We start from the raw sequence: 18,826 nt of genomic DNA, 5'->3' as shown, positions 1-18,826 counted from the left end.
GGCAACTTCAATTGTTTTAGTGACTCAGGATCGCTACCTTGTCAGAGGGATGCGGATATTTTTTCCGGATATTATCCTGCTCGACTCGATTGACAGAAACATATTTGATAACGGTGCAGATGAATATTCTGTATTGATTGATAGTCGTTCTCCGCTCCGTTTATATGATTACCTGATACGCCATCCGGCCAGAACGAAAAAAACAATCTGCTGCGTTATGCTCGATATGCGACACCGGGAGGAGAATCTGCTCAGTATGAAGTTATTTATGAACACGTCGCTGACCGCGCCGGATATGGCGTCGTTATTTAACCTGGTGCTCAATATGAAAGGCCGGCGCCTGACCACGAAGTGGCTGCTTAATTTACGTCTTAGCACGCACGAAGCGATCATGCTGCGGTTGCTGCGGGCAGGGATGCCGATGGAAGCCATCGCCGATGAGCTGAATACGTCGGTGAAAAGCCTCTATCGCAAACGAACGGCGCTCTCGGAACGCCTGGGGGCGGAGAACTTCAACGAGGCGTGTTTGTTCATCTTTAAAAACAAACTGCTGGACGCAGGTGGGAACGATCCCTAAAGTTGTCAGGAATTCAAAAGCAAAAAACCGCCACGAGGGCGGGTTCGTTAATAAGGTGCGTGGTAACGCGCTTATCTCGATACCGGCGGATGTAAGGTGGCAGAAAATGAGCGGGTGGCGGTTGGATTTTGGGGGAGAGGAAACGCGTATTATAATGAAAAACGAATAGTATCTTCTGCTCTTTAACCCCGTTTATGAACTGCCAGAGGCTAAGCCATGTGTTTTATCCTGAGCGGGTGATACCAGAAGGAGACTCCTGGAAGTGATTGAAAAATTTAAAAGGACGTTAGAAATGAATAAATATCTGTCTGGTCTGTGTGTTGTTTCTTTTTTTTATTTTTCTTCAATAGGTTACGCACACTCTGCGGGGCTAAATAAAGTTCAGGTTAGTATCAAACCCAGCAGCGCTAATGGAGGATATATACCGGTAATTTCTGATGCAGATGAAATCGAGCCTTCTGATTTCAGGGAGTCGGATCTACAGGAGATGCAGGATAGCCTGAGGAAGGTGAAGTCCGACAACCGCAAAGTCGATGAGCTAACTCAGAAGGTTTTACAGCTTGAGAGAAAGAATTCTGAGCAGGAGAGTAAGATCGAGCGATTGCAAAGAAGCCTTGATGACATGAAGCGGAGCAACGACAACCTTTCAAATCAGGTCAGCAATTTATCCGGCAAAATTAAGTGATAAAAAGAGCCACCGCCTGTATTAACTTACCGGGCTATTAGCGTAAGCGTGCCTGCATTAAAGCCGCGCTTATCAGCGCCCAGAAATCGGCCGAAGCCATATAGCAAAAACCCGCCACAAGGGCGGGTTCTTTAAATAGTGGTGCCCGGACTCGGAATCGAACCAAGGACACGGGGATTTTCAATCCCCTGCTCTACCGACTGAGCTATCCGGGCAACGGGGCGCATTAAACCCGATCTGCCCCGTGGCGTCAACGAAAAATGTTGTTTTCGTTACAGACTGCGCAATCTCTCACCATTTCGCCGCATCCTTAAGCGAAAAAGTGCGTCCAGAGTGCGGAGAGCGGCATGGCGAGCAGCAGTGCGGGCAGCATGTTCACCACGGCAAACATCTTGATCCCACAGATGCGCAGCCCGGTAGCCAACAGCAGCAGGCCGCCGACGGCGGTGAAGTCTGCCATCATCGCCGGCGTTGTGAGCGGGAGAATCAGCGTGGCGCAGGTCGCGAGCGCGAGTTGAATAAGCAGCATCGGGACGCTAATCGCCGCCACGGCGACGCCAAGGGTTGTGGCGAAAATGGTGGCGGTGAAGAAATCAAGGAACGCTTTCGCAATCAATATGCTTGGGTCGCCGGTCATCCCCTCCTGCATTGAACCGAAAATCCCGGTGCCGCTGGCGCAAAACAGAATGATGATGGCGACATAGTTTTGAATAAACGACTCGTGCGTGCCGTGTTTCGCCTTGCCGCCCGGTCGGGCAATCAGGTTTTTGGCTTTACTCACCGCGCTGTTAATGCCTTTTTCCAGATAGCAAAATTCGCCAATCAGCGCGCCGAGCAGGGTGGCCAGCACCATCACCGGCAGGTTGGCGCATTTGATCACGAGAAGAATACCGATCCCTAACGATGCCAGGCCGAATATTGAGGGCATGGAGGTGCGAATACGCTCCGGCAACCGCTGGCTCAGCACGGCGCCGAGTACGCCGCCCAGCAATACGGCGCCTGCGTTAATAAATGGCCCGATAACCAAAGTTAACTCCTGTTATTTAATCATTGATATTGCATTATTATGGCACGGCAGGGCTGCGCGGGCCTTAGCTTTGGTTGATTTGGTGCATACTGATTCCTTCTTGCACCTCAAAATAAAAGGTGACATTATTGCGCGAATTTTCTCCTCCCTGTCTCACCGCCCGGTGAGGGTAACTGCGCCTATGAAAACCATGAAAATTGCCGTCAGCCGCGAGCTGCTTTCAACTGTGTCTACGCACCGCGAAAAGGTGACGCTGGACAGCACTGATTTTACCGATGTGGCGGCCGTCGTCATCACAACAGCTGAAAGTCGCAGCGGCATTCTTGCACTGCTGAAACGCACGGGCTTTCAGCTACCGGTGTTTATTTTCTCGCAGGAGCCTACGGACGTACCCGACGGCGCCAGCGCGGTTATCTCGGGTAAAGCTCAGGAGTTTCTGGAACTGGAGACCGCTGCCAGCCGCTACGAAGAGAATCTGCTGCCGCCTTTTTTCGACACCCTGAGCCAGTATGTGGAGATGGGCAACAGCACTTTCGCCTGTCCGGGCCACCAGCACGGGGCCTTTTTCAAAAAACACCCGGCAGGGCGACAGTTCTATGATTTCTTCGGTGAAAACGTGTTTCGCGCCGACATGTGCAACGCCGACGTGAAGCTGGGCGATCTGCTGATCCACGAAGGGTCCGCCAAGCACGCGCAAAAGTTCGCGGCAAAAGTGTTCAATGCGGACAAAACCTACTTCGTGCTGAACGGCACGTCAGCGGCAAACAAGGTGGTGACCAACGCGCTGCTGACCCGCGGCGACCTGGTGCTGTTCGACCGCAATAACCATAAGTCTAACCACCACGGGGCGCTGATCCAGGCGGGCGCCACGCCGGTTTATCTTGAGGCCGCGCGTAACCCGTTTGGCTTTATTGGCGGGATTGACGACCACTGCTTTGACGATGCCTATCTGCGGGATCTTATCCGCGAGGCGGCGCCGGAAAAGGCCGACGAGGCGCGTCCGTTCCGCCTGGCGATCATTCAGCTTGGCACCTACGACGGGACGATCTACAACGCCCGCCAGGTGATCGACAAGATCGGTCATCTGTGCGATTACATCCTCTTTGACTCCGCCTGGGTGGGCTACGAGCAGTTTATTCCAATGATGGCGGAAACGTCCCCGCTCTTGCTGGAATTGAACGAGAACGATCCGGGGATTTTCGTGACCCAGTCGGTGCACAAACAGCAGGCCGGATTCTCGCAAACGTCGCAGATCCATAAAAAGGATAACCACATTCGCGGTCAGGCGCGTTTCTGCCCGCACAAGCGGCTGAACAACGCGTTTATGCTGCACGCCTCCACCAGCCCGTTTTATCCGCTGTTCGCCGCGCTGGATGTGAATGCCAAGATCCACGAAGGGGAAAGCGGACGCAGGCTGTGGGCGGAGTGCGTCGAGCTGGGGATTGAGGCGCGCAAGGCGATCATTGCGAACTGTCATATGATCAAACCGTTTATCCCGCCGGTGGTGGCGGGGCGGCCGTGGCAGGATCATCCGACGCACGCCATTGCCAGCGAGCTGCGCTTCTTCAGCTTTGAGCCGGGGGCCAAATGGCACGGCTTTGAGGGCTATGCCCGCGAGCAGTACTTTGTCGACCCGTGCAAGCTCCTGCTGACCACGCCGGGTATCGATGCTGAAACCGGAGAGTACACGGATTTCGGGATCCCGGCGACGATTCTGGCGCACTACCTGCGCGAAAACGGCATCGTGCCGGAGAAATGCGACCTCAACTCGATCCTGTTCCTGCTAACGCCTGCCGAAAGCAGCGAGAAGCTGGCGCAGCTGGTGGCGATGCTGGGCCAGTTCGAACAGCATATTGAAGACGACACGCCGCTGGCGGACGTGCTGCCGACGATCTTCCAGAAATACCCGGTGCGCTACCGGGATTACACCCTCCGCCAGCTGTGCCAGGAGATGCACGATCTCTACGTCAGCTTTGACGTGAAGGATCTGCAGAAGGCGATGTTCCGCAAGGAGAGTCTGCCTGAGGTGGTGATGAACCCGCAGGATGCTAACCGGGCCTATATTCGCGGTGACGTGGAGCTGGTTCGCATTCGGGATGCCGCAGGGCGCATTGCTGCCGAAGGGGCGCTGCCCTATCCGCCGGGCGTGCTGTGCGTGGTGCCGGGTGAAGTCTGGGGCGGGGCGGTACAGCGTTACTTCCTGGCGCTGGAGGAGGGCGTCAACCTGCTGCCGGGCTTCTCGCCGGAGCTGCAGGGAGTTTACAGCGAGAAGGATGCCGACGGGATTAAGCGGCTGTATGGGTATGTATTAAGGTAGCCCCCCTCACCCTAACCCTCTCCCCAAAGGGGAGAGGGGATTGTACGGGGCCGTCTTTTCCCCCTCGCCCCTTTGGGGAGAGGGCCGGGGTGAGGGGGAACGTTTCATCAAACCGCACTACGCTTGTACATCCTCCTCGGATGCCCAATCTTGCCATACAGCATCTCCACCGTCAGAAAACCCGCCTCCACGCAGTGCTCCAGATAGCGCCGGGTGGTCGTTTTGCTTAATCCCGTCTCGCTCACCACCTCATCCACGGTAAAGCAGTGCGTTGCCTTATCGTTAAACAGTGACTGCACCCGCGCCAGCGTATTTTCCTCAATGCCTTTACTGCCGTTGTCCTGGCGGTAGTTTTTCGCCTGAAGCTGATACAGCGAATCCACGTTCTGCTGGTCGACAATCTTCCAGACGCGCTGCTGTTCGGCAAACTGCACGAACCGCTCCAGCGACTGGCTGAGCCGCTTCCAGGAGACGGGTTTGAGGATGTAGTCGAACGCGCCGTTGCGAATCGCCTGGCTGCAGGTGTCCATATCGCTGGCGGCAGTAATAAAAATCACCGAGCAGTTGGCGCGGGCCAGCATGGGGTTATTGATAAGCGAGATGCCTTTACCGTCCGGCAGGTAGTTATCCAGCAGCATCAGCTGCGGTTGTTTGCTTTCAAGCTCTGCCTGGGCCGCAGCCAGCGACGAGGCAATGCCTACCAGCCTCAGACGCGGATGTTTGCCTATCAGCTCCGCGTGCAGCTGTGCCAGTTCGTTCTCGTCTTCAACAATCAGTACGTCGATAAGTTCATGTTGCATAGTCGGTGTCTTCCAGTTGCCGGGCGGTTCCCGTGGCCGGGATAAACAAGGAGAAAATGGCGCCGCGCGGGGTATTATCGGCAACTTCTATCGCGCCGCCAGCCTGTGTGACGTAGCTTTCGATCAGATACAGGCCAATCCCATGATCGCCGCGCGTTTTGGTGGTGATGCCGCGTTCAAAGATCCGGTCACGGATCGCCGGTGTAATGCCAACGCCCTGGTCGGCGACTTCAATAATCAGCTCCTGTTCACTGAGTTTGATCAGCACTTCTACCGGCGCGTGGGGAAGCGGCGATCGCTGCGTTGCTTCGATGGCGTTATCCAGCAGGTTGCCAATAATTGAAATCAGCTCTTGCTCCCCAAGGGGCTGGAACGGCCTGTCCAGCCGACAGGCCGGGTCGAAACTGAGCTCGACGCCTTTCTCCCGCGCGCGGGCGGCTTTCCCGAGCAGCAGGCCGCACAGGGTCGGGGAGCAGAAGCGCGAAGAGATGAAGTCCAGCAGCTCCTGAGCATGCTCCGACTGCGCCTGAATGTAGCCAATGGCTTCCTCGTAGCGGCCCATGTGCAGCAGGCCGGAGAGGGTGGTCATCCTGTTTAACTGCTCATGACGCATAATGCGCAGGTTATCGACATAGCGTTTTACCTGGCTGAGCTGGGCGCTCAGCGAGTCGATCTCGTTGCGATCACGGAAGGTGATCACCCAGCCCTGCAGCGACCCCTCAAGCATGATGTGCACCCGGCTGGCAATCACCGTGAGATCGTTAAAACGGCAAATCTCGTCATGGGTATCTTTCGCCAGCATCGTCTGCATGTCGAAGAACGGGACCGGATCGATCACCTGGCTTATCAGCTGTCCGCGCAGCTCGCGGGCCGGCTGGCTCAGACCCAGCAGCTTGCGCGCCGCCTGGTTGATGACTTCAATCCGCCGCCGATCGTCAATGGCAATCACCCCTTCATAAATAGACTCCATCATCGCCTTCTGCTGGCGCACCAGCAGGCCGATCTCGCGCGGCTCAAGGGAGAAGATCTGCTTCTTGATGCTGCGGGTAAAGAACCAGGAGAAGATAAAGAGAGCGATCAGCAGCAGCACGGCGGCAATCAGGATATTGACCACCTTACTGACGGTAATGGTATCAAGGTAGCTGGTGAGATAGCCTACCGAAACAATGCCGACCACCTGTCCGGCGGCGTTGAAGATGGGGGCTTTACTGCGCAGCGAAATGCCCAGCCCGCCTTTGCGGATGGTGGTGGTGCTTTTACCCTGCAACACGGCTTCATTGTCTCCGCCAACCAGGGTTGTGCCCACTCTGTCGGCAAATACGGAGTGAAAAAGATGCTGCCCTTTATTATCACCAATCACAATAAAGCTGGCGTCACTGTGCGCAGAAATCTTCTGCATAAAATCATGGATGGCGTTGATATTCTTTTGTTCAACTTCATTACGCAATGTCGGAATAAGCGCAATCTCTTCAGCCTGTATTTTGGCACGCGTACTCATTTCCTGATAAAGCTGTTTCCCGACGTCGGCATAATAATATCCGCCCAGCAGCGCGAAAAGCACCGAGAAAAAGGCAACCAGCGAAATAAACAGCTTAATCTGGAAAGAGACTTTCATAACTATCACGCGAGGTAGCAGCAAAGATCGCCAATATATCATCTTTTTTCGCGCTGACGCCCGCTTTGCCGAAAACTTGTGATCCCTTGCACAGCGGGCGCTGTAAAAGAGTTATCCTGAAGGCGAACGTACTTCGGGCTGCGCGAGCAAATGTTATTTGTTTGTTCAATTCGGAAAAGAAACCATAAAAACCACGGCCATAAATAAGGTATAAATCACATTAAATAAAAGAAACCATTAAAACCATAGCTGCCATTAAAACTTCGCTTTTAATATGCCATCCCTCACATAAAGTAAGCCTTTGTGACTCTAAGCTGAACGCACAAAATAACCAAGGGGCTTATTATGAGCACAACTGACGATTCTTTCTCTGTTACCCACGACCCGATTGAAATTCAGCAGCCTTCGCTCAAAGAGCGCTGGTGGCATATTATGGATACCTGGAAAGTTGGGATTATTCCTCTGCCGCTGTTCGTTCTGGCGGGCGCGCTGATTGCCATTGATTGCCTGGGCGGAAAACTGCCGAGCGATATCGTGGTCATGGTGGCAACGCTGGCCTTCTTCGGCTTTGCCTGCGGCGAGTTTGGAAAACGCCTGCCGATTGTCGGCAAGCTCGGCGCGGCGGCGATTTGCGCCACCTTTATCCCTTCCGCGCTGGTCTATTATGGCCTGCTGCCGGACGTGGTGGTCGAGTCCACCACCAAATTCTACAAATCCACCAACATTCTCTATCTCTACATCTGCTGCATTATCGTCGGCAGCATCATGAGCATGAACCGCACGGTGCTGATTCAGGGCTTCCTGCGCATCTTCTTCCCGATGCTGTGCGGCGAAATCGTCGGCATGCTGGTGGGGATGGGCGTCGGCCTGGCGCTGGGTCTTGAGCCGTTCCAGATCTTCTTCTTTATCATTCTGCCGATTATGGCGGGCGGCGTCGGGGAAGGGGCGATCCCGCTTTCCATCGGCTATGCCACCCTGCTGCACATGGACCAGGGCGTTGCGCTCGGTCGCGTGCTGCCGATGGTGATGCTCGGCGGTCTGACGGCAATCATCATCTCCGGCTGCCTGAACCAGCTCGGTAAACGCTTCCCGCACCTGACCGGTGAAGGCCAGCTGATGCCTAACCGCGCGAATGCCGATGCTACGGTCTCTCAGCCTGCTTTTTCCGGCAAAGCGGACGTCACCACTATCGCCTCCGGCGCGCTGCTGGCGGTGCTGCTCTACATGCTGGGCATGCTTGGCCACAAGCTGATTGGCCTGCCCGCACCGGTCGGCATGCTGTTTATGGCGGTGCTGGTGAAGCTCTGCAACGGCGCCTCTCCGCGCCTGCTGGAAGGCTCTCAGGTGGTGTACAAATTCTTCCAGACCTCCGTGACCTACCCAATCCTCTTCGCCGTCGGCGTGGCTATCACCCCGTGGCATGAACTGGTGGCGGCGTTCACCGTCAGCAACCTGCTGGTAATTGTCAGCACCGTTTCTGCACTGGTCGCCACCGGCTTCTTCGTCGGCAAAAAGATTGGTATGCATCCGATTGATGTCGCCATCGTCTCCTGCTGCCAGAGCGGCCAGGGCGGTACCGGCGACGTGGCGATCCTGACCGCAGGCAACCGCATGAGCCTGATGCCGTTCGCCCAGATTGCTACCCGTATCGGCGGGGCGATTAACGTCTCTGTCTCACTGCTGATTCTGGGCAACTTCCTCGTTTAAGTTTTCAGGAAAGAACAATGAAACTCGCAAGCTTTTTATACCAGGGAAAACGCAGCTACGGCATCGTCCAGGCCGACGGCGTGATTGATTTAGGCCGCCGTCTCGGCGACCGCTACAGCGACCTCAAGGCGCTGCTGCAGGGCAACGGGCTGGCGCAGGCCACCCGCTACCTGAACGATGCCGTGGACGTGCCGCTGAGCGCCATCACCTTCTTACCGGTGATTGAGCAGCCGGAAAAGATCCTCTGCGTGGGCATGAACTATGCCGACAAGCGCAAGGAGTTTGACCAGCATAATCCGGCCCCGACGCTGTTTGTCCGCTTCCCGGATTCACAGACCGGCCACAACGAGCCGGTGCTGAAGCCGCGCCACTCCAGCGAATTCGACTATGAAGGCGAGCTGGCGGTGATCATCGGCAAAGGCGGGGAGAACATCAGCCGCGACGACGCCCTGCGCCACGTGGCGGGCTACAGCTGCTACATGGACGGCTCCGCCCGCGACTGGCAGCACACCTGGTTCACCGCCGGTAAAAACTGGCGCAAAACCGGCGCGTTTGGGCCGTGGATGGCGACGGCAGATGAGATTCCGGATCCGCACCAGCTTGCGATCCGCACCTGGCTGAACGGCCGCATGGTACAGGAAGACAACACCAGCAGCATGATCCATAAGGTGGCGGAGCTGATCGAGTACATCAGCACCTTCACCCGCCTCAGTCCGGGCGACGTGATCATCACCGGATCTCCGGGCGGGGTGGGTAAAAAGCGCAATCCGCCGCTGTTTATGAAGGAAGGGGATCGCATTGAGGTGGAGATCGAACATATCGGTCATCTGAGCAACGTGATCGAGGAAGCGCCAGCCGTCGGGCTTGCGGCAGCACACTGAGTAAGGCGGCATGAACAGTCAACCCATCGATTTTCGCCACACGCTGGTGGCGAAACATCCGGAACGCTTAAGCCAGATCCGCTACCTGCTGGCAGACAGCGGCCTTGGCCTGGACAACGACATCACGCTGTTTGTCGAAGCCTGGTCCGGCCCGCAGCTGGTGGGTTGCGCAGGGCTTGCCGCCAACGTCATCAAATGCGTGGCGGTCAACGAGCAGCTTCGCGGCGAGAACCTCAGCGCGCGGCTGCTGGCTGAGGTGGAAAATGCGGCGCTGGAGTGCGGCCATTTTCATCTCTTCCTCTGCACCCGCCCATGCAACCGGGAGCGCTTTGCCCGCAGCGGCTTCTGGCCGATTGCCCAGAGCGGAAACAACGCGGTGCTGATGGAGAACACCCCGCAGGGGATCGAACGCTACTGCCGTTCCCTGCGCGCGAAGCGCAAGTGCGGGGAGAACATTGGCGCGATAGTGATGAACGCCAATCCGTTCACCCTAGGCCACCGCCATCTGGTGGAGCAGGCGGCGCAGAGGTGCGACGCCCTGCACCTGTTCGTGGTGCGTGAGGACGCCTCGTTCTTCCCGTTCAGCGCGCGACTCGAGATGGTGCGCGCGGGCGTGGCGCATCTGCCGAACGTGGTGGTGCATGAAGGCTCGCAGTACATCATCTCCCGCGCCACCTTCCCGGCCTACTTCCTGAAGGAGACCGGCAAAGTGCAGCAGGCGTGGAGCGAGATCGACGTGCTGATCTTCCGGGACTTCATCGCCCCGGCGCTCGGCATCACGCACCGCTTCATCGGATCGGAGCCGTTTTGCGATATCACCCGCCAGTACAACCAGACGCTGCACGACCTGCTGGCCTCGCATATCGAGGTGGTGGAAATGCCGCGCATCAAGGCCACCGGCAACGCTATTTCAGCGTCCGAAGTGCGCCGCTTACTGAAGACACAGCAGTTTTCCCGGATCCGGGAGATTGTCCCGGACTCCACCTTCGCGCATCTCGAAACGCATTACCGTGCGAGTGCGGAAGTCGCTTAACTACCAGGAATTTATCATGAAAATTGTAAGGGAGGCGCTGGCCGGAACGCAGGAGTCCAGCGACCTGATGGTGAAAATCGCTCCCGCTCACGGCGAGCTGGAGATAGTCATCCACAGTGAAGTGATTAAGCAGTTTGGCGAGCAAATTCGCCAGGTGGTCAACGACACGTTGCGCGCCATGAACGTGCACCAGGGATTAATTATTATTGAAGACAAAGGGGCGCTGGACTGTGTGATCCGCGCCCGCCTGCAAAGTGCGCTGATGCGTGCCGCCGATGAACAGGCCATCAACTGGGGGGCGCTGAAATGAGCAAACTCCGCCGCAGCATGCTGTTCCTGCCGGGCGCCAACGCCGCCATGCTTTCCACCGCATTTATCTACCGTCCCGACTCCATCATGTTTGATCTTGAGGACGCCGTTGCCCTGCGCGAGAAGGATACCGCGCGCATGCTGGTGTTCCATGCCCTGCAGCACCCGATGTATCAGGATATCGAAACCGTAGTGCGCATTAACCCGCTCAGCACGCCGTTTGGCCTGCTGGATCTGGAGGCCGCCGTGCGGGCCGGCGTGGACGTGATCCGCCTGCCGAAAACCGACACGCCGGACGATATCTACGAGCTGGAAGGCCACCTCGAGCGTATTGAGCAGGAGTGCGGCCGCGAGGTCGGCTCCACCCGCGTGATGGCGGCGATTGAATCGGCCATTGGCGTCATCAACGCCGTGGCGATTGCCCGCAGCTCTGTGCGCCTCATCGGCATCGCGCTGGCCGCCTTTGACTACGTGATGGACATGCAGACCGAGCGCGGCGACGGCACCGAGCTCTTCTACGCCCGCTGCGCCGTGCTGCACGCCGCCCGCGCGGCGGGTATCGACGCCTTCGACGTAGTGTGGTCAGACGTTAACGACGAGGCCGGATTCCTGCGCGAGGTCGATCTGATCCGCAAGATGGGCTTTAACGGCAAATCGCTGATCAACCCGCGCCAGATTGATCTGCTGCACAACGCCTACGCCCCGACTCAGGAAGAGGTGGATCACGCCAAAAGGGTGATTGAGGCGGCAGAAGAGGGCGAGCGTAACGGCCTGGGCGTGGTATCGCTCAACGGCAAAATGGTGGATGCACCGATTATTAACCACGCGCAGGTGGTGCTGGAGCGCGCGGCGGCCTCCGGCGTGCGTCGGTAAGGATGAAATAATGAATCAGACTGAACTTCTTCACGTGTATTTTCCCCATCTGCGGGACTTAAAACCCTTTGATACCGCCCACAGCGCCACGCCGTGGCTGGCGGACAGCGACGCGAAGCACAGCCGCAAGCTCTGCGCCTCTGTTGAAGAGGCGGTTAAGCGCTGCGGCCTGCAGGACGGCATGACCATCTCCTTCCACCACGCGTTTCGCGAAGGCGACCGGGTGATCAACACCGTTGTGGCGCTGCTGGCGCGAATGGGCTTCAAAAACCTGACGCTGGCCTCCAGCTCGCTGATGACCTGCAACGACGCGCTGATCGAGCATATCGAAAGCGGCGTCATCACCCGGATATACACCTCGGGCATGCGCGGCAGGCTGGCGGACGCGATCTCCCACGGGCTGATGGACGAGCCGGTGCAAATTCACTCCCACGGCGGTCGCGTGAAGCTGCTCCAGGACGGCGAGCTGAATATTGACGTGGCGTTTCTCGGCGTGCCGTGCAGCGATGAGTTTGGCAACGCCAACGGGACGCACGGCAAATCGTGCTGCGGCTCCCTGGGCTACGCCATGGTGGACGCCCACTTTGCCCGCAAGGTAGTGCTGCTGACCGAAGAACTGGTGCCGTTCCCCAATATGCCCGCCAGCCTGGTGCAGGACCAGGTGGACTACATCGTGCAGGTTGAGAGCGTGGGCGACCCGGCGAAAATCAGCGTCGGCGCGGCGCGCGTCACCAGCAACCCGCGCGAGCTGATGATCGCCCGCTATGCGGCGGACGTCATTGAACACTCCGGCTACTTCAAACCGGGCTTCTCGATGCAGACCGGCTCCGGCGCGGCGGCGACCGCCTGCACGCGCTTTATGGAAGAGAAGATGGAGCGCAGCGGCGTGAAGGCGCGCTTTGCGCTCGGCGGCATCACCGGCAGCCTGGTGGATCTGCACGAGAAGGGGCTCATCGAAAAGCTGCTCGATACCCAGTGCTTTGACGGCCAGGCGGCGGCCTCGCTGGCGCGCAACCCGAACCACGTGGAGATCTCCACCAACGTCTACGCCAACCCCGGCAGCAAGGCGGCAAGCTGCGACCAGCTTGACGTGGTGATCCTCAGCGCCCTCGAAATCGACGTCGATTTCAACGTCAACGTTATCACCGGCTCCGACGGGGTGATGCGCGGCGCGTCCGGTGGGCACTGCGACGTGGCCGCCGCGGCAAACCTGACCATCGTCGTCGCGCCGCTGTTGCGCAGCCGCATTCCGACGGTCGTGAAGCGGGTTACCACGCGCCTCACGCCGGGCGAGAGCATCGACGTGCTGGTCACCGACCACGGCATTGCGGTCAACCCGGCGCGCCCGGAGATCCGCGAGCGGCTGCTGGAAGCCGGGCTCAAAGTTGTGGATATCAGCGCGCTTTACGAGCGGGCGATTTCCCTGACGGGCGTACCGAAACCGATTGAATTTACCGACAAAATCGTCGGGGTGATCCGCTACCGCGACGGCAGCGTGATCGACACCGTACGACAGGTGAAGGAGGAAGTGTGATTTTAGCGACACCCGTGCGGGCGGGTGTCAGTCTGGACGAACTGCTGGCGGCGAAAGAGCGCCGCGCAGCGCGCCAGGCTGACATGCTCGAGCACTATCAACAACCGGTGATTTCCCTCACGCTGGTCACGCCAGGGGAGATCAAGGACAGCCTGCGCTATCGCAACACCATGGGCGTGGCGCTGCAGATGTGCGACCAGCTGCTGTGGGAAAACCGCTGGCGGGTGCTGGACCGCCAGGTTCTATGGCTCCCGACCGGGCCAGAAGCCCTGTGGTGCGTGGCCCACCCGGCGGTGGAAATCAAAGCGCACTGCGCGGAGCTGGAGCAGACGCACCCGCTCGGCAGACTGTGGGATCTGGACGTGATCTGCCCTCAGCACGGCCACGTCGGGCGTCAGTCGCTGGGGGCGAATCTCAGACGCTGCCTGATCTGCGACGAGCCCGCGCACGCCTGTTCCCGCTCGCGGAAGCATCCCGTTGAGCAGGTGGTTTCCCGCATAGAGAAGACGATCGATGACTGGTTTGCTCGCGACTAAACCGCGCCCGGTTGACGTGCCCGCGCTTGCCGAGGCGGCGCTATGGCAGGAGCTGGAGCTGACGCCCAAGCCGGGGCTGGTGGACAAGCTCAATAACGGTTCCCATCGCGATATGGACCACGCGCTGTTCGTTCGCAGCATTGCGGCGATTACGCCGTGGTTTTCGCGTTTTGCCGAGCTGGGTAGTGCGCATGGGGATAAACCTGCTGACGCACAGCTTCGAATTATCCGCCCGATGGGGATGGCCTGCGAGCAGGCGATGTACGCCGCGACGAACGGAGTGAACACCCACAAGGGCGGGATTTTTGCCCTGGGTTTACTGTGCTTCGCCGCCGGGCGTGTGAAACATATCTCCGCAGACAGCCTCTGCTGTGAGGTAAGTAACATCTGCAGCGGGCTGGTATCGCGGGAGCTGGCCGCGCGCGGCGGACAGGCGACGGCGGGCGAGCGGCAGTTTCAGCAGTACGGCTTAACCGGCGCGCGCGGAGAGGCGGAAAGCGGCTTTGCGACGGCGCGTAAGGCGCTGGCGCAGTGGAACGGACAGTCGCTTCACGGCCTGCTGTTGCGCCTGATGGCGGTCAATCAGGATAGTAATCTCGTCTCGCGCGGCGGCATTGAAGGGCTGCGCTACGTTCAGGGCTACGCGCGGGAATTACTGGCGAGTGGCTGGGATCGCGAGGCGTTGCTGAAGATGGATAACGCATTGATTGTACGAAACCTGAGCCCGGGCGGCAGCGCGGATTTGCTGTCTGTGGGGTGGGTGCTATCTGCAATAAAATAGCCGGGTGGCGCTAACGCTTACCCGGCCTGTGAACGGTGTTTTTGTAGGCCCGGTAAGGCGAAGCCGCCACCGGGCACAATACCGCAAAGATTAATGCGCTATTGGCTGCGCACCGTGCGGTTCACGCACGTGCTTGTACTTGAACAGCGCGATGAACGCGAAGAACAGCACCAGCGAGTACGCCGCGAAGATCAGCCACACAGGCTGCCAGTTGGTAATGCCGTTGGTGGTATACATCTCAACCACTTTACCGCTTACCACTCCGCCCAGAATACAGCCGAAGCCGTTGGTCATCATCAGGAACATACCCTGCGCGCTGGCGCGAATTTCAGGCTTCACCTCTTTTTCCACAAACACCGAACCGGAGATGTTGAAGAAGTCGAATGCGCAGCCGTAAACGATCATCGACAGCACCAGCAGCACGGTGCCGAACGGGCTTGGGTCGCCGTAGGCGAACAGACCGAAGCGCAACATCCATGCCGCGATACTGATCAGCATGACGTTCTTGATGCCGTAGCGGCTCAGGAAGAACGGGATGGTCAGGATGAACAGCGTCTCAGAGATCTGAGAGATGGACATCATCACCGACGCGTGTTCAACGATAAAGCTGCCGGAGAACAGCGGGTTGTTGTCGAAGCTGTGCAGGAAGGTGTTGCCGAACATGTTGGTGATCTGCAGCTCCGCGCCCAGCAGCATGGAGAAGATAAAGAAGATCGCCATGCGTTTGTTTTTGAACAGCGCGAAGGCGTCCAGGCCGAGCATGGTGCTCCAGCTCTGGTTTTTTTGCTGGTTTGAGACCGGAATGTGCGGCAGCGTCAGGGTAAAGATCGCCAGCAGCACGGAGAGCGCTGCGCCGATATAGAGCTGCATATGGCTCAGTTCGAAGCCCGCGAAGCTCACGCCCCACATCGCCATGATAAAGCCGATAGTTCCCCAGATACGGATTGGCGGGAAATCGGTCACGATATCCATATCCGCGGACTTCAGGCGGTAGTAGGAGATGGTGTTGATCAGGCCAAGCGTTGGCATATAGGCCAGCGAGTTAAGCAGGATCACCATGAACATCGCCCCCGGCGTGGTCACCTGGGCTGCCATAAACAGCGTCCCCGCGCCCACCAGGTGGCAAAGCATGTACAGCCATTTCGCACTCAACCATTTATCCGCCACGATGCCCAGCAGCGTTGGCATGAAGACAGCCGCAATACCGAGCGAGCTGTAAACGGCACCGATTGACGCACCGTCGAACTTGAGCGTCACAAACATATAGGAGCCGAGTGTAGTCAGCCAGCTACCCCACAGGCAGAACTGCAGAAACGACAAAATTTTAAGCTGCAGCTTAAGGTTCATGTTACTTTCCTCACAAGTGAGCGGGAGATATGTTGTTATAGGAACATTCAGGGTTGTTATTTGATGCAATTCTATCAGTTGGCAACGATATGTTTTGTTACCTCCCGCAAAAAAATGCAATCCACATTAATTTGCAGTTTGGATTGTGATGCAAATAACATTTTCGTATGGGTGGTGTTGGATAGGTGCGGCCTGATGCCTCACCCTGACCCTCTCCCACAGGGAGAGGGGAAACAGAACACCTTCTCCCAGAGGGGAGAAGGTGTGCCGATCACCGGCGACGATAGTTTTTCTGCGCCGTATTCACCTTATACAGGTACCGGCGGGATTCCGCAGACGGGTGGCGGGTGGTGAGGGTAGAGTAGACATCCCCCGGCGCCATGCTGTTGATGATGTTTGCGGCCTGCACTTTGTCATTCGAGAAGACGCGCAGCACGCTGCCCGCGCCGCCGTTATAGGCGGTGATCACCGCATAGCGGCGTGACGTTGGGTTATCAATTCCGCCCAGGTACACATTGTTCAGCATCGCCAGATAGGCCGTGCCGGTATCAATGTTGCTCTGCGGATCGAACAGATAGCTGCGGCTCGGCGTGCCGGATTTCCCCTGCGCGCGGAAGACGTCTTTACCGGCGCTGTGCTGCACTACCTGCATCAGCCCCAGGGCGTCGGAACGGCTTACCGCGTACGGGTTGAACGAGGATTCGGTCTGCATAATCGCCAGGATCAGCGACTCATCCACGCCGTACTTGCGCGAGGCCTGACGCACCATCCCAATGTACTTATGCGCACGCTTGTCCAGGTGGTTCGGGACGAGGTTGATGGTGACGCTGTAGATAATCTTCAGACCGTTAGAGCGGCTTTTCAGGCGCGTCTGCAGCAGGTAGTCGGCAAATTTCGTGGCGCGACCTTCCCAGCGGATCGGCTGGCCAGTCTGATCGACAACCTGGCCGTACAGGAACGGCTCTTTCGAGATCGTGATATCGTCGGCATCGGAGTAGAGATCGATAGATCCAGGATCGTCACCCATCAGCAGGGTTTTGACGATCGCCTGACGCAGTCGTGCCGCAGGGTCGGTGCCTGCGATGGTTTCAACCGTTATCGTACCCTCATCAAAGTTGATGTGGCTTCGGGTCTGATAGGCGTCGGTGTACTTAACGTAGTCCTTAGGTCCTGCAATAAGAACTTCGTTAAATCCCCATATGTTCTCGATGTTGTGGGCAAACTGCCCCATCAAAATGTCAAAACCGTTGGTGTCCTTGATCCAGGCTTCGTTGTAATCTTCGCCTTTTTTTGACGAACACGAGACAAGCAACGGCGCAACAAGGGCTAGCGCTAAAAGTTTTTTCATCATTCCGGGAGTGCGTGTTGTGTTTGCTTTAACGGCGGGGGTTCCCCCGCACGCTGTTATTTTTCCGGTGGCGTATAGCCTTCGATGTGCACGTCTTTACCTTCGAACAGGAAGCTCACCATCTCCTGCTCCAGCAGCTTGCGATGTTCCGGGTTCATCATGCTGAGTTTTTTCTCGTTGATCAGCATGGTCTGCTTTTTCTGCCACTGTCCCCAGGCTTCTTTGGAGATTTCATTGTAGATGCGTTTACCCAGGTCGCCCGGATAAAGCTGGAAATCCTGGCCTTCAGCGTCACGCTGCAGGAAAGTACAAAAAATCGTTCTGGCCATACTCATTCCTCTTTTTCTTGTCGATGCTAAACCATTGCACCGGCACGTAATTGCTGTAACAGGCGCTCCACGGGAGCCGCCAGTCCGACTGATGGCGGTTGCGCTAAGTTATACCAGAGAGCGGTGCCTTCATCCATGCACGAGGCAAATGACGACACGGGAAGCCACATGGGTACAATATCCAGGTGGAAATGGCTGAACGTATGGCGAAACGCGGTCAGCTGCGTCAGGTTATCGGCAGCAATCCCGCGCTGTTTAAGCCATTCACGCAGCAAATCTTCATCTTCAAACTGTGGGAAGCAGTATAGACCACCCCACAGACCGCTCGGTGGACGCTGGGCGAGGAAGACCTCGTCGCCGTGCTGCATCAGCAGCATATAGCCGGTGCGCTCCGGCAGCGTCTGTTTGGGTTTCTTACCCGGATATTGCGCCCATGAATGGTTGGCATACGCCACGCAGAGATTATTCACCGGGCAGAGTTCGCATTTTGGTTTTGAGCGCGTGCAGACCATCGCGCCGAGATCCATCATCGCCTGGTTGAAACGCTCGACGCCGTTGGCCGGGGTGACCGCTTCACTTATTTCCCAGAGACGTTTTTCAACGTCCTTTTTACCCGGCCAGCCGTCGACGGCATAGCAGCGTGCCAGCACGCGCTTCACGTTGCCGTCGAGGATCGGGAAATGCTTGCCTAAAGACAGGGAGAGAATGGCGCCTGCGGTTGAACGTCCTACGCCGGGGAGATCGGCCACCTCATCGAAGGTTTCCGGGAATTTCCCGTTGTGGCGCATGGCAACCTGCTGTGCGGCCTTGTGAAGGTTACGCGCGCGGGCGTAATAGCCAAGACCGGTCCACAGGTGCAGGACCTCGTCCAGCGGGGCGTTGGCCAGATCGGTCACCGTCGGGAAGCGCGCCATAAAACGCTCGAAGTAAGGGATCACCGTGGCGACCTGCGTTTGTTGCAACATCACCTCGGAGAGCCATACTTTGTAAGGCGTTTTTTCAATTTGCCAGGGCAGAGTTTTACGCCCGTATTTGTCGTACCAGTCCAGCACCTGGGCTGAAAATTGAGAGGCTTGCATGGTCATCGATTCGCATAATCAGGGACGCAGATTGCAGCACAGCGTCAA

Annotated in this window: 18 protein-coding genes and 1 tRNA gene; 11 read left to right on the top strand and 8 right to left on the bottom strand. The window is 57.5% G+C overall.

Annotated elements, in window-relative coordinates; all coding sequences use genetic code 11:
- Positions 1–49 precede the first annotated feature (49 nt).
- Positions 50–577 carry a helix-turn-helix domain-containing protein gene (locus tag ACOTZC_RS10560; protein ID WP_045403948.1) on the top strand — a complete coding sequence of 176 codons (528 nt, stop codon included), beginning with the start codon at positions 50–52 and terminating at the stop codon, positions 575–577.
- 292 nt (positions 578–869) lie between these two features.
- Positions 870–1,262, top strand: coding sequence for a hypothetical protein (locus ACOTZC_RS10555; protein ID WP_045403989.1), 393 nt, complete (start codon positions 870–872; stop codon positions 1,260–1,262).
- 139 nt (positions 1,263–1,401) lie between these two features.
- On the opposite strand, the gene ACOTZC_RS10550 is transcribed toward ACOTZC_RS10555, so the two are convergent.
- Together ACOTZC_RS10550 and ACOTZC_RS10545 are read right to left on the bottom strand one after the other, a co-directional pair.
- A tRNA-Phe gene (locus ACOTZC_RS10550) sits at positions 1,402–1,477 on the bottom strand.
- Positions 1,478–1,572: 95 nt separating this feature from the next.
- The gene (locus tag ACOTZC_RS10545) at positions 1,573–2,289 is read right to left on the bottom strand and encodes a DUF554 domain-containing protein (RefSeq protein ID WP_023309150.1); all 717 of its coding nucleotides are present in this window, start codon (positions 2,287–2,289) and stop codon (positions 1,573–1,575) included.
- A gap of 181 nt (positions 2,290–2,470) precedes the next feature.
- Here ACOTZC_RS10545 and ACOTZC_RS10540 point away from each other — a divergent pair, with 181 nt between their 5' ends.
- Complete coding sequence (locus tag ACOTZC_RS10540) at positions 2,471–4,606, top strand: ornithine decarboxylase (RefSeq protein WP_045403946.1); 2,136 nt, start codon at positions 2,471–2,473, stop codon at positions 4,604–4,606.
- 107 nt (positions 4,607–4,713) lie between these two features.
- Here ACOTZC_RS10540 and ACOTZC_RS10535 read toward each other — a convergent pair whose 3' ends face one another.
- Entirely contained in the window at positions 4,714–5,406 is a 693-nt protein-coding gene (locus ACOTZC_RS10535; protein ID WP_045403943.1) for a response regulator, read from the bottom strand.
- The gene (locus ACOTZC_RS10530; RefSeq protein ID WP_045403941.1) at positions 5,396–7,021 is read right to left on the bottom strand and encodes an ATP-binding protein; all 1,626 of its coding nucleotides are present in this window, start codon (positions 7,019–7,021) and stop codon (positions 5,396–5,398) included. The genes ACOTZC_RS10535 and ACOTZC_RS10530 overlap by 11 nt, the downstream gene beginning before the upstream one ends.
- Positions 7,022–7,366: 345 nt before the next feature.
- On the opposite strand from ACOTZC_RS10530, the gene ACOTZC_RS10525 reads away from it, so the two are divergent.
- From ACOTZC_RS10525 to citG, 8 genes are read left to right on the top strand one after another with little or no spacing between them, the layout of a single operon-like run.
- A complete protein-coding gene (locus tag ACOTZC_RS10525) occupies positions 7,367–8,728 on the top strand; it encodes a 2-hydroxycarboxylate transporter family protein (protein WP_023309146.1) in 1,362 nt (453 codons plus the stop codon).
- Positions 8,729–8,745: 17 nt separating this feature from the next.
- On the top strand, positions 8,746–9,609 hold the full coding sequence (locus tag ACOTZC_RS10520) for a fumarylacetoacetate hydrolase family protein (RefSeq protein WP_421635758.1): 864 nt from the start codon (positions 8,746–8,748) through the stop codon (positions 9,607–9,609).
- A 10-nt stretch (positions 9,610–9,619) separates the two neighbouring features.
- Positions 9,620–10,642 carry a [citrate (pro-3S)-lyase] ligase gene (citC, locus tag ACOTZC_RS10515; protein ID WP_045403939.1) on the top strand — a complete coding sequence of 341 codons (1,023 nt, stop codon included), beginning with the start codon at positions 9,620–9,622 and terminating at the stop codon, positions 10,640–10,642.
- A 16-nt stretch (positions 10,643–10,658) separates the two neighbouring features.
- Complete coding sequence (gene citD, locus ACOTZC_RS10510; protein ID WP_008499773.1) at positions 10,659–10,952, top strand: citrate lyase acyl carrier protein; 294 nt, start codon at positions 10,659–10,661, stop codon at positions 10,950–10,952.
- Positions 10,949–11,824 carry a citrate (pro-3S)-lyase subunit beta gene (gene citE / locus ACOTZC_RS10505; RefSeq protein WP_023309143.1) on the top strand — a complete coding sequence of 292 codons (876 nt, stop codon included), beginning with the start codon at positions 10,949–10,951 and terminating at the stop codon, positions 11,822–11,824. The genes citD and citE overlap by 4 nt, the downstream gene beginning before the upstream one ends.
- Positions 11,825–11,834: 10 nt before the next feature.
- Positions 11,835–13,358, top strand: coding sequence for a citrate lyase subunit alpha (gene citF / locus ACOTZC_RS10500; RefSeq protein WP_126303081.1), 1,524 nt, complete (start codon positions 11,835–11,837; stop codon positions 13,356–13,358).
- Positions 13,355–13,894 carry a citrate lyase holo-[acyl-carrier protein] synthase gene (gene citX / locus ACOTZC_RS10495; protein ID WP_047173576.1) on the top strand — a complete coding sequence of 180 codons (540 nt, stop codon included), beginning with the start codon at positions 13,355–13,357 and terminating at the stop codon, positions 13,892–13,894. Before citF ends, citX begins: the two co-directional genes overlap by 4 nt.
- Positions 13,872–14,675, top strand: coding sequence for a triphosphoribosyl-dephospho-CoA synthase CitG (gene citG, locus ACOTZC_RS10490; RefSeq protein WP_047173575.1), 804 nt, complete (start codon positions 13,872–13,874; stop codon positions 14,673–14,675). The genes citX and citG overlap by 23 nt, the downstream gene beginning before the upstream one ends.
- 90 nt (positions 14,676–14,765) lie before the next feature.
- On the opposite strand, the gene ACOTZC_RS10485 is transcribed toward citG, so the two are convergent.
- The 4 genes from ACOTZC_RS10485 to mutY all read right to left on the bottom strand — a co-directional run bounded on the left by ACOTZC_RS10485 (position 14,766) and on the right by mutY (position 18,778).
- On the bottom strand, positions 14,766–16,022 hold the full coding sequence (locus ACOTZC_RS10485) for a nucleoside permease (protein WP_045403930.1): 1,257 nt from the start codon (positions 16,020–16,022) through the stop codon (positions 14,766–14,768).
- Between the two features lie 271 nt (positions 16,023–16,293).
- Positions 16,294–17,370 (bottom strand): membrane-bound lytic murein transglycosylase MltC, encoded by a 1,077-nt coding sequence (mltC, locus tag ACOTZC_RS10480; RefSeq protein WP_045355622.1) that lies wholly within the window; start codon positions 17,368–17,370, stop codon positions 16,294–16,296.
- Between the two features lie 56 nt (positions 17,371–17,426).
- Positions 17,427–17,699: an oxidative damage protection protein gene (locus tag ACOTZC_RS10475; RefSeq protein ID WP_023309138.1), complete on the bottom strand. Its 273-nt coding sequence runs from the start codon at positions 17,697–17,699 to the stop codon at positions 17,427–17,429.
- Between the two features lie 26 nt (positions 17,700–17,725).
- Complete coding sequence (gene mutY, locus ACOTZC_RS10470) at positions 17,726–18,778, bottom strand: A/G-specific adenine glycosylase (protein ID WP_168964397.1); 1,053 nt, start codon at positions 18,776–18,778, stop codon at positions 17,726–17,728.
- Positions 18,779–18,826: the final 48 nt, after the last annotated feature.

The organism is Enterobacter cloacae complex sp. SHL009 (assembly GCF_049237205.1).
GTDB lineage: Bacteria > Pseudomonadota > Gammaproteobacteria > Enterobacterales > Enterobacteriaceae > Enterobacter > Enterobacter cloacae_M.
This window is presented reverse-complemented; position numbering and strand designations above follow the sequence as displayed.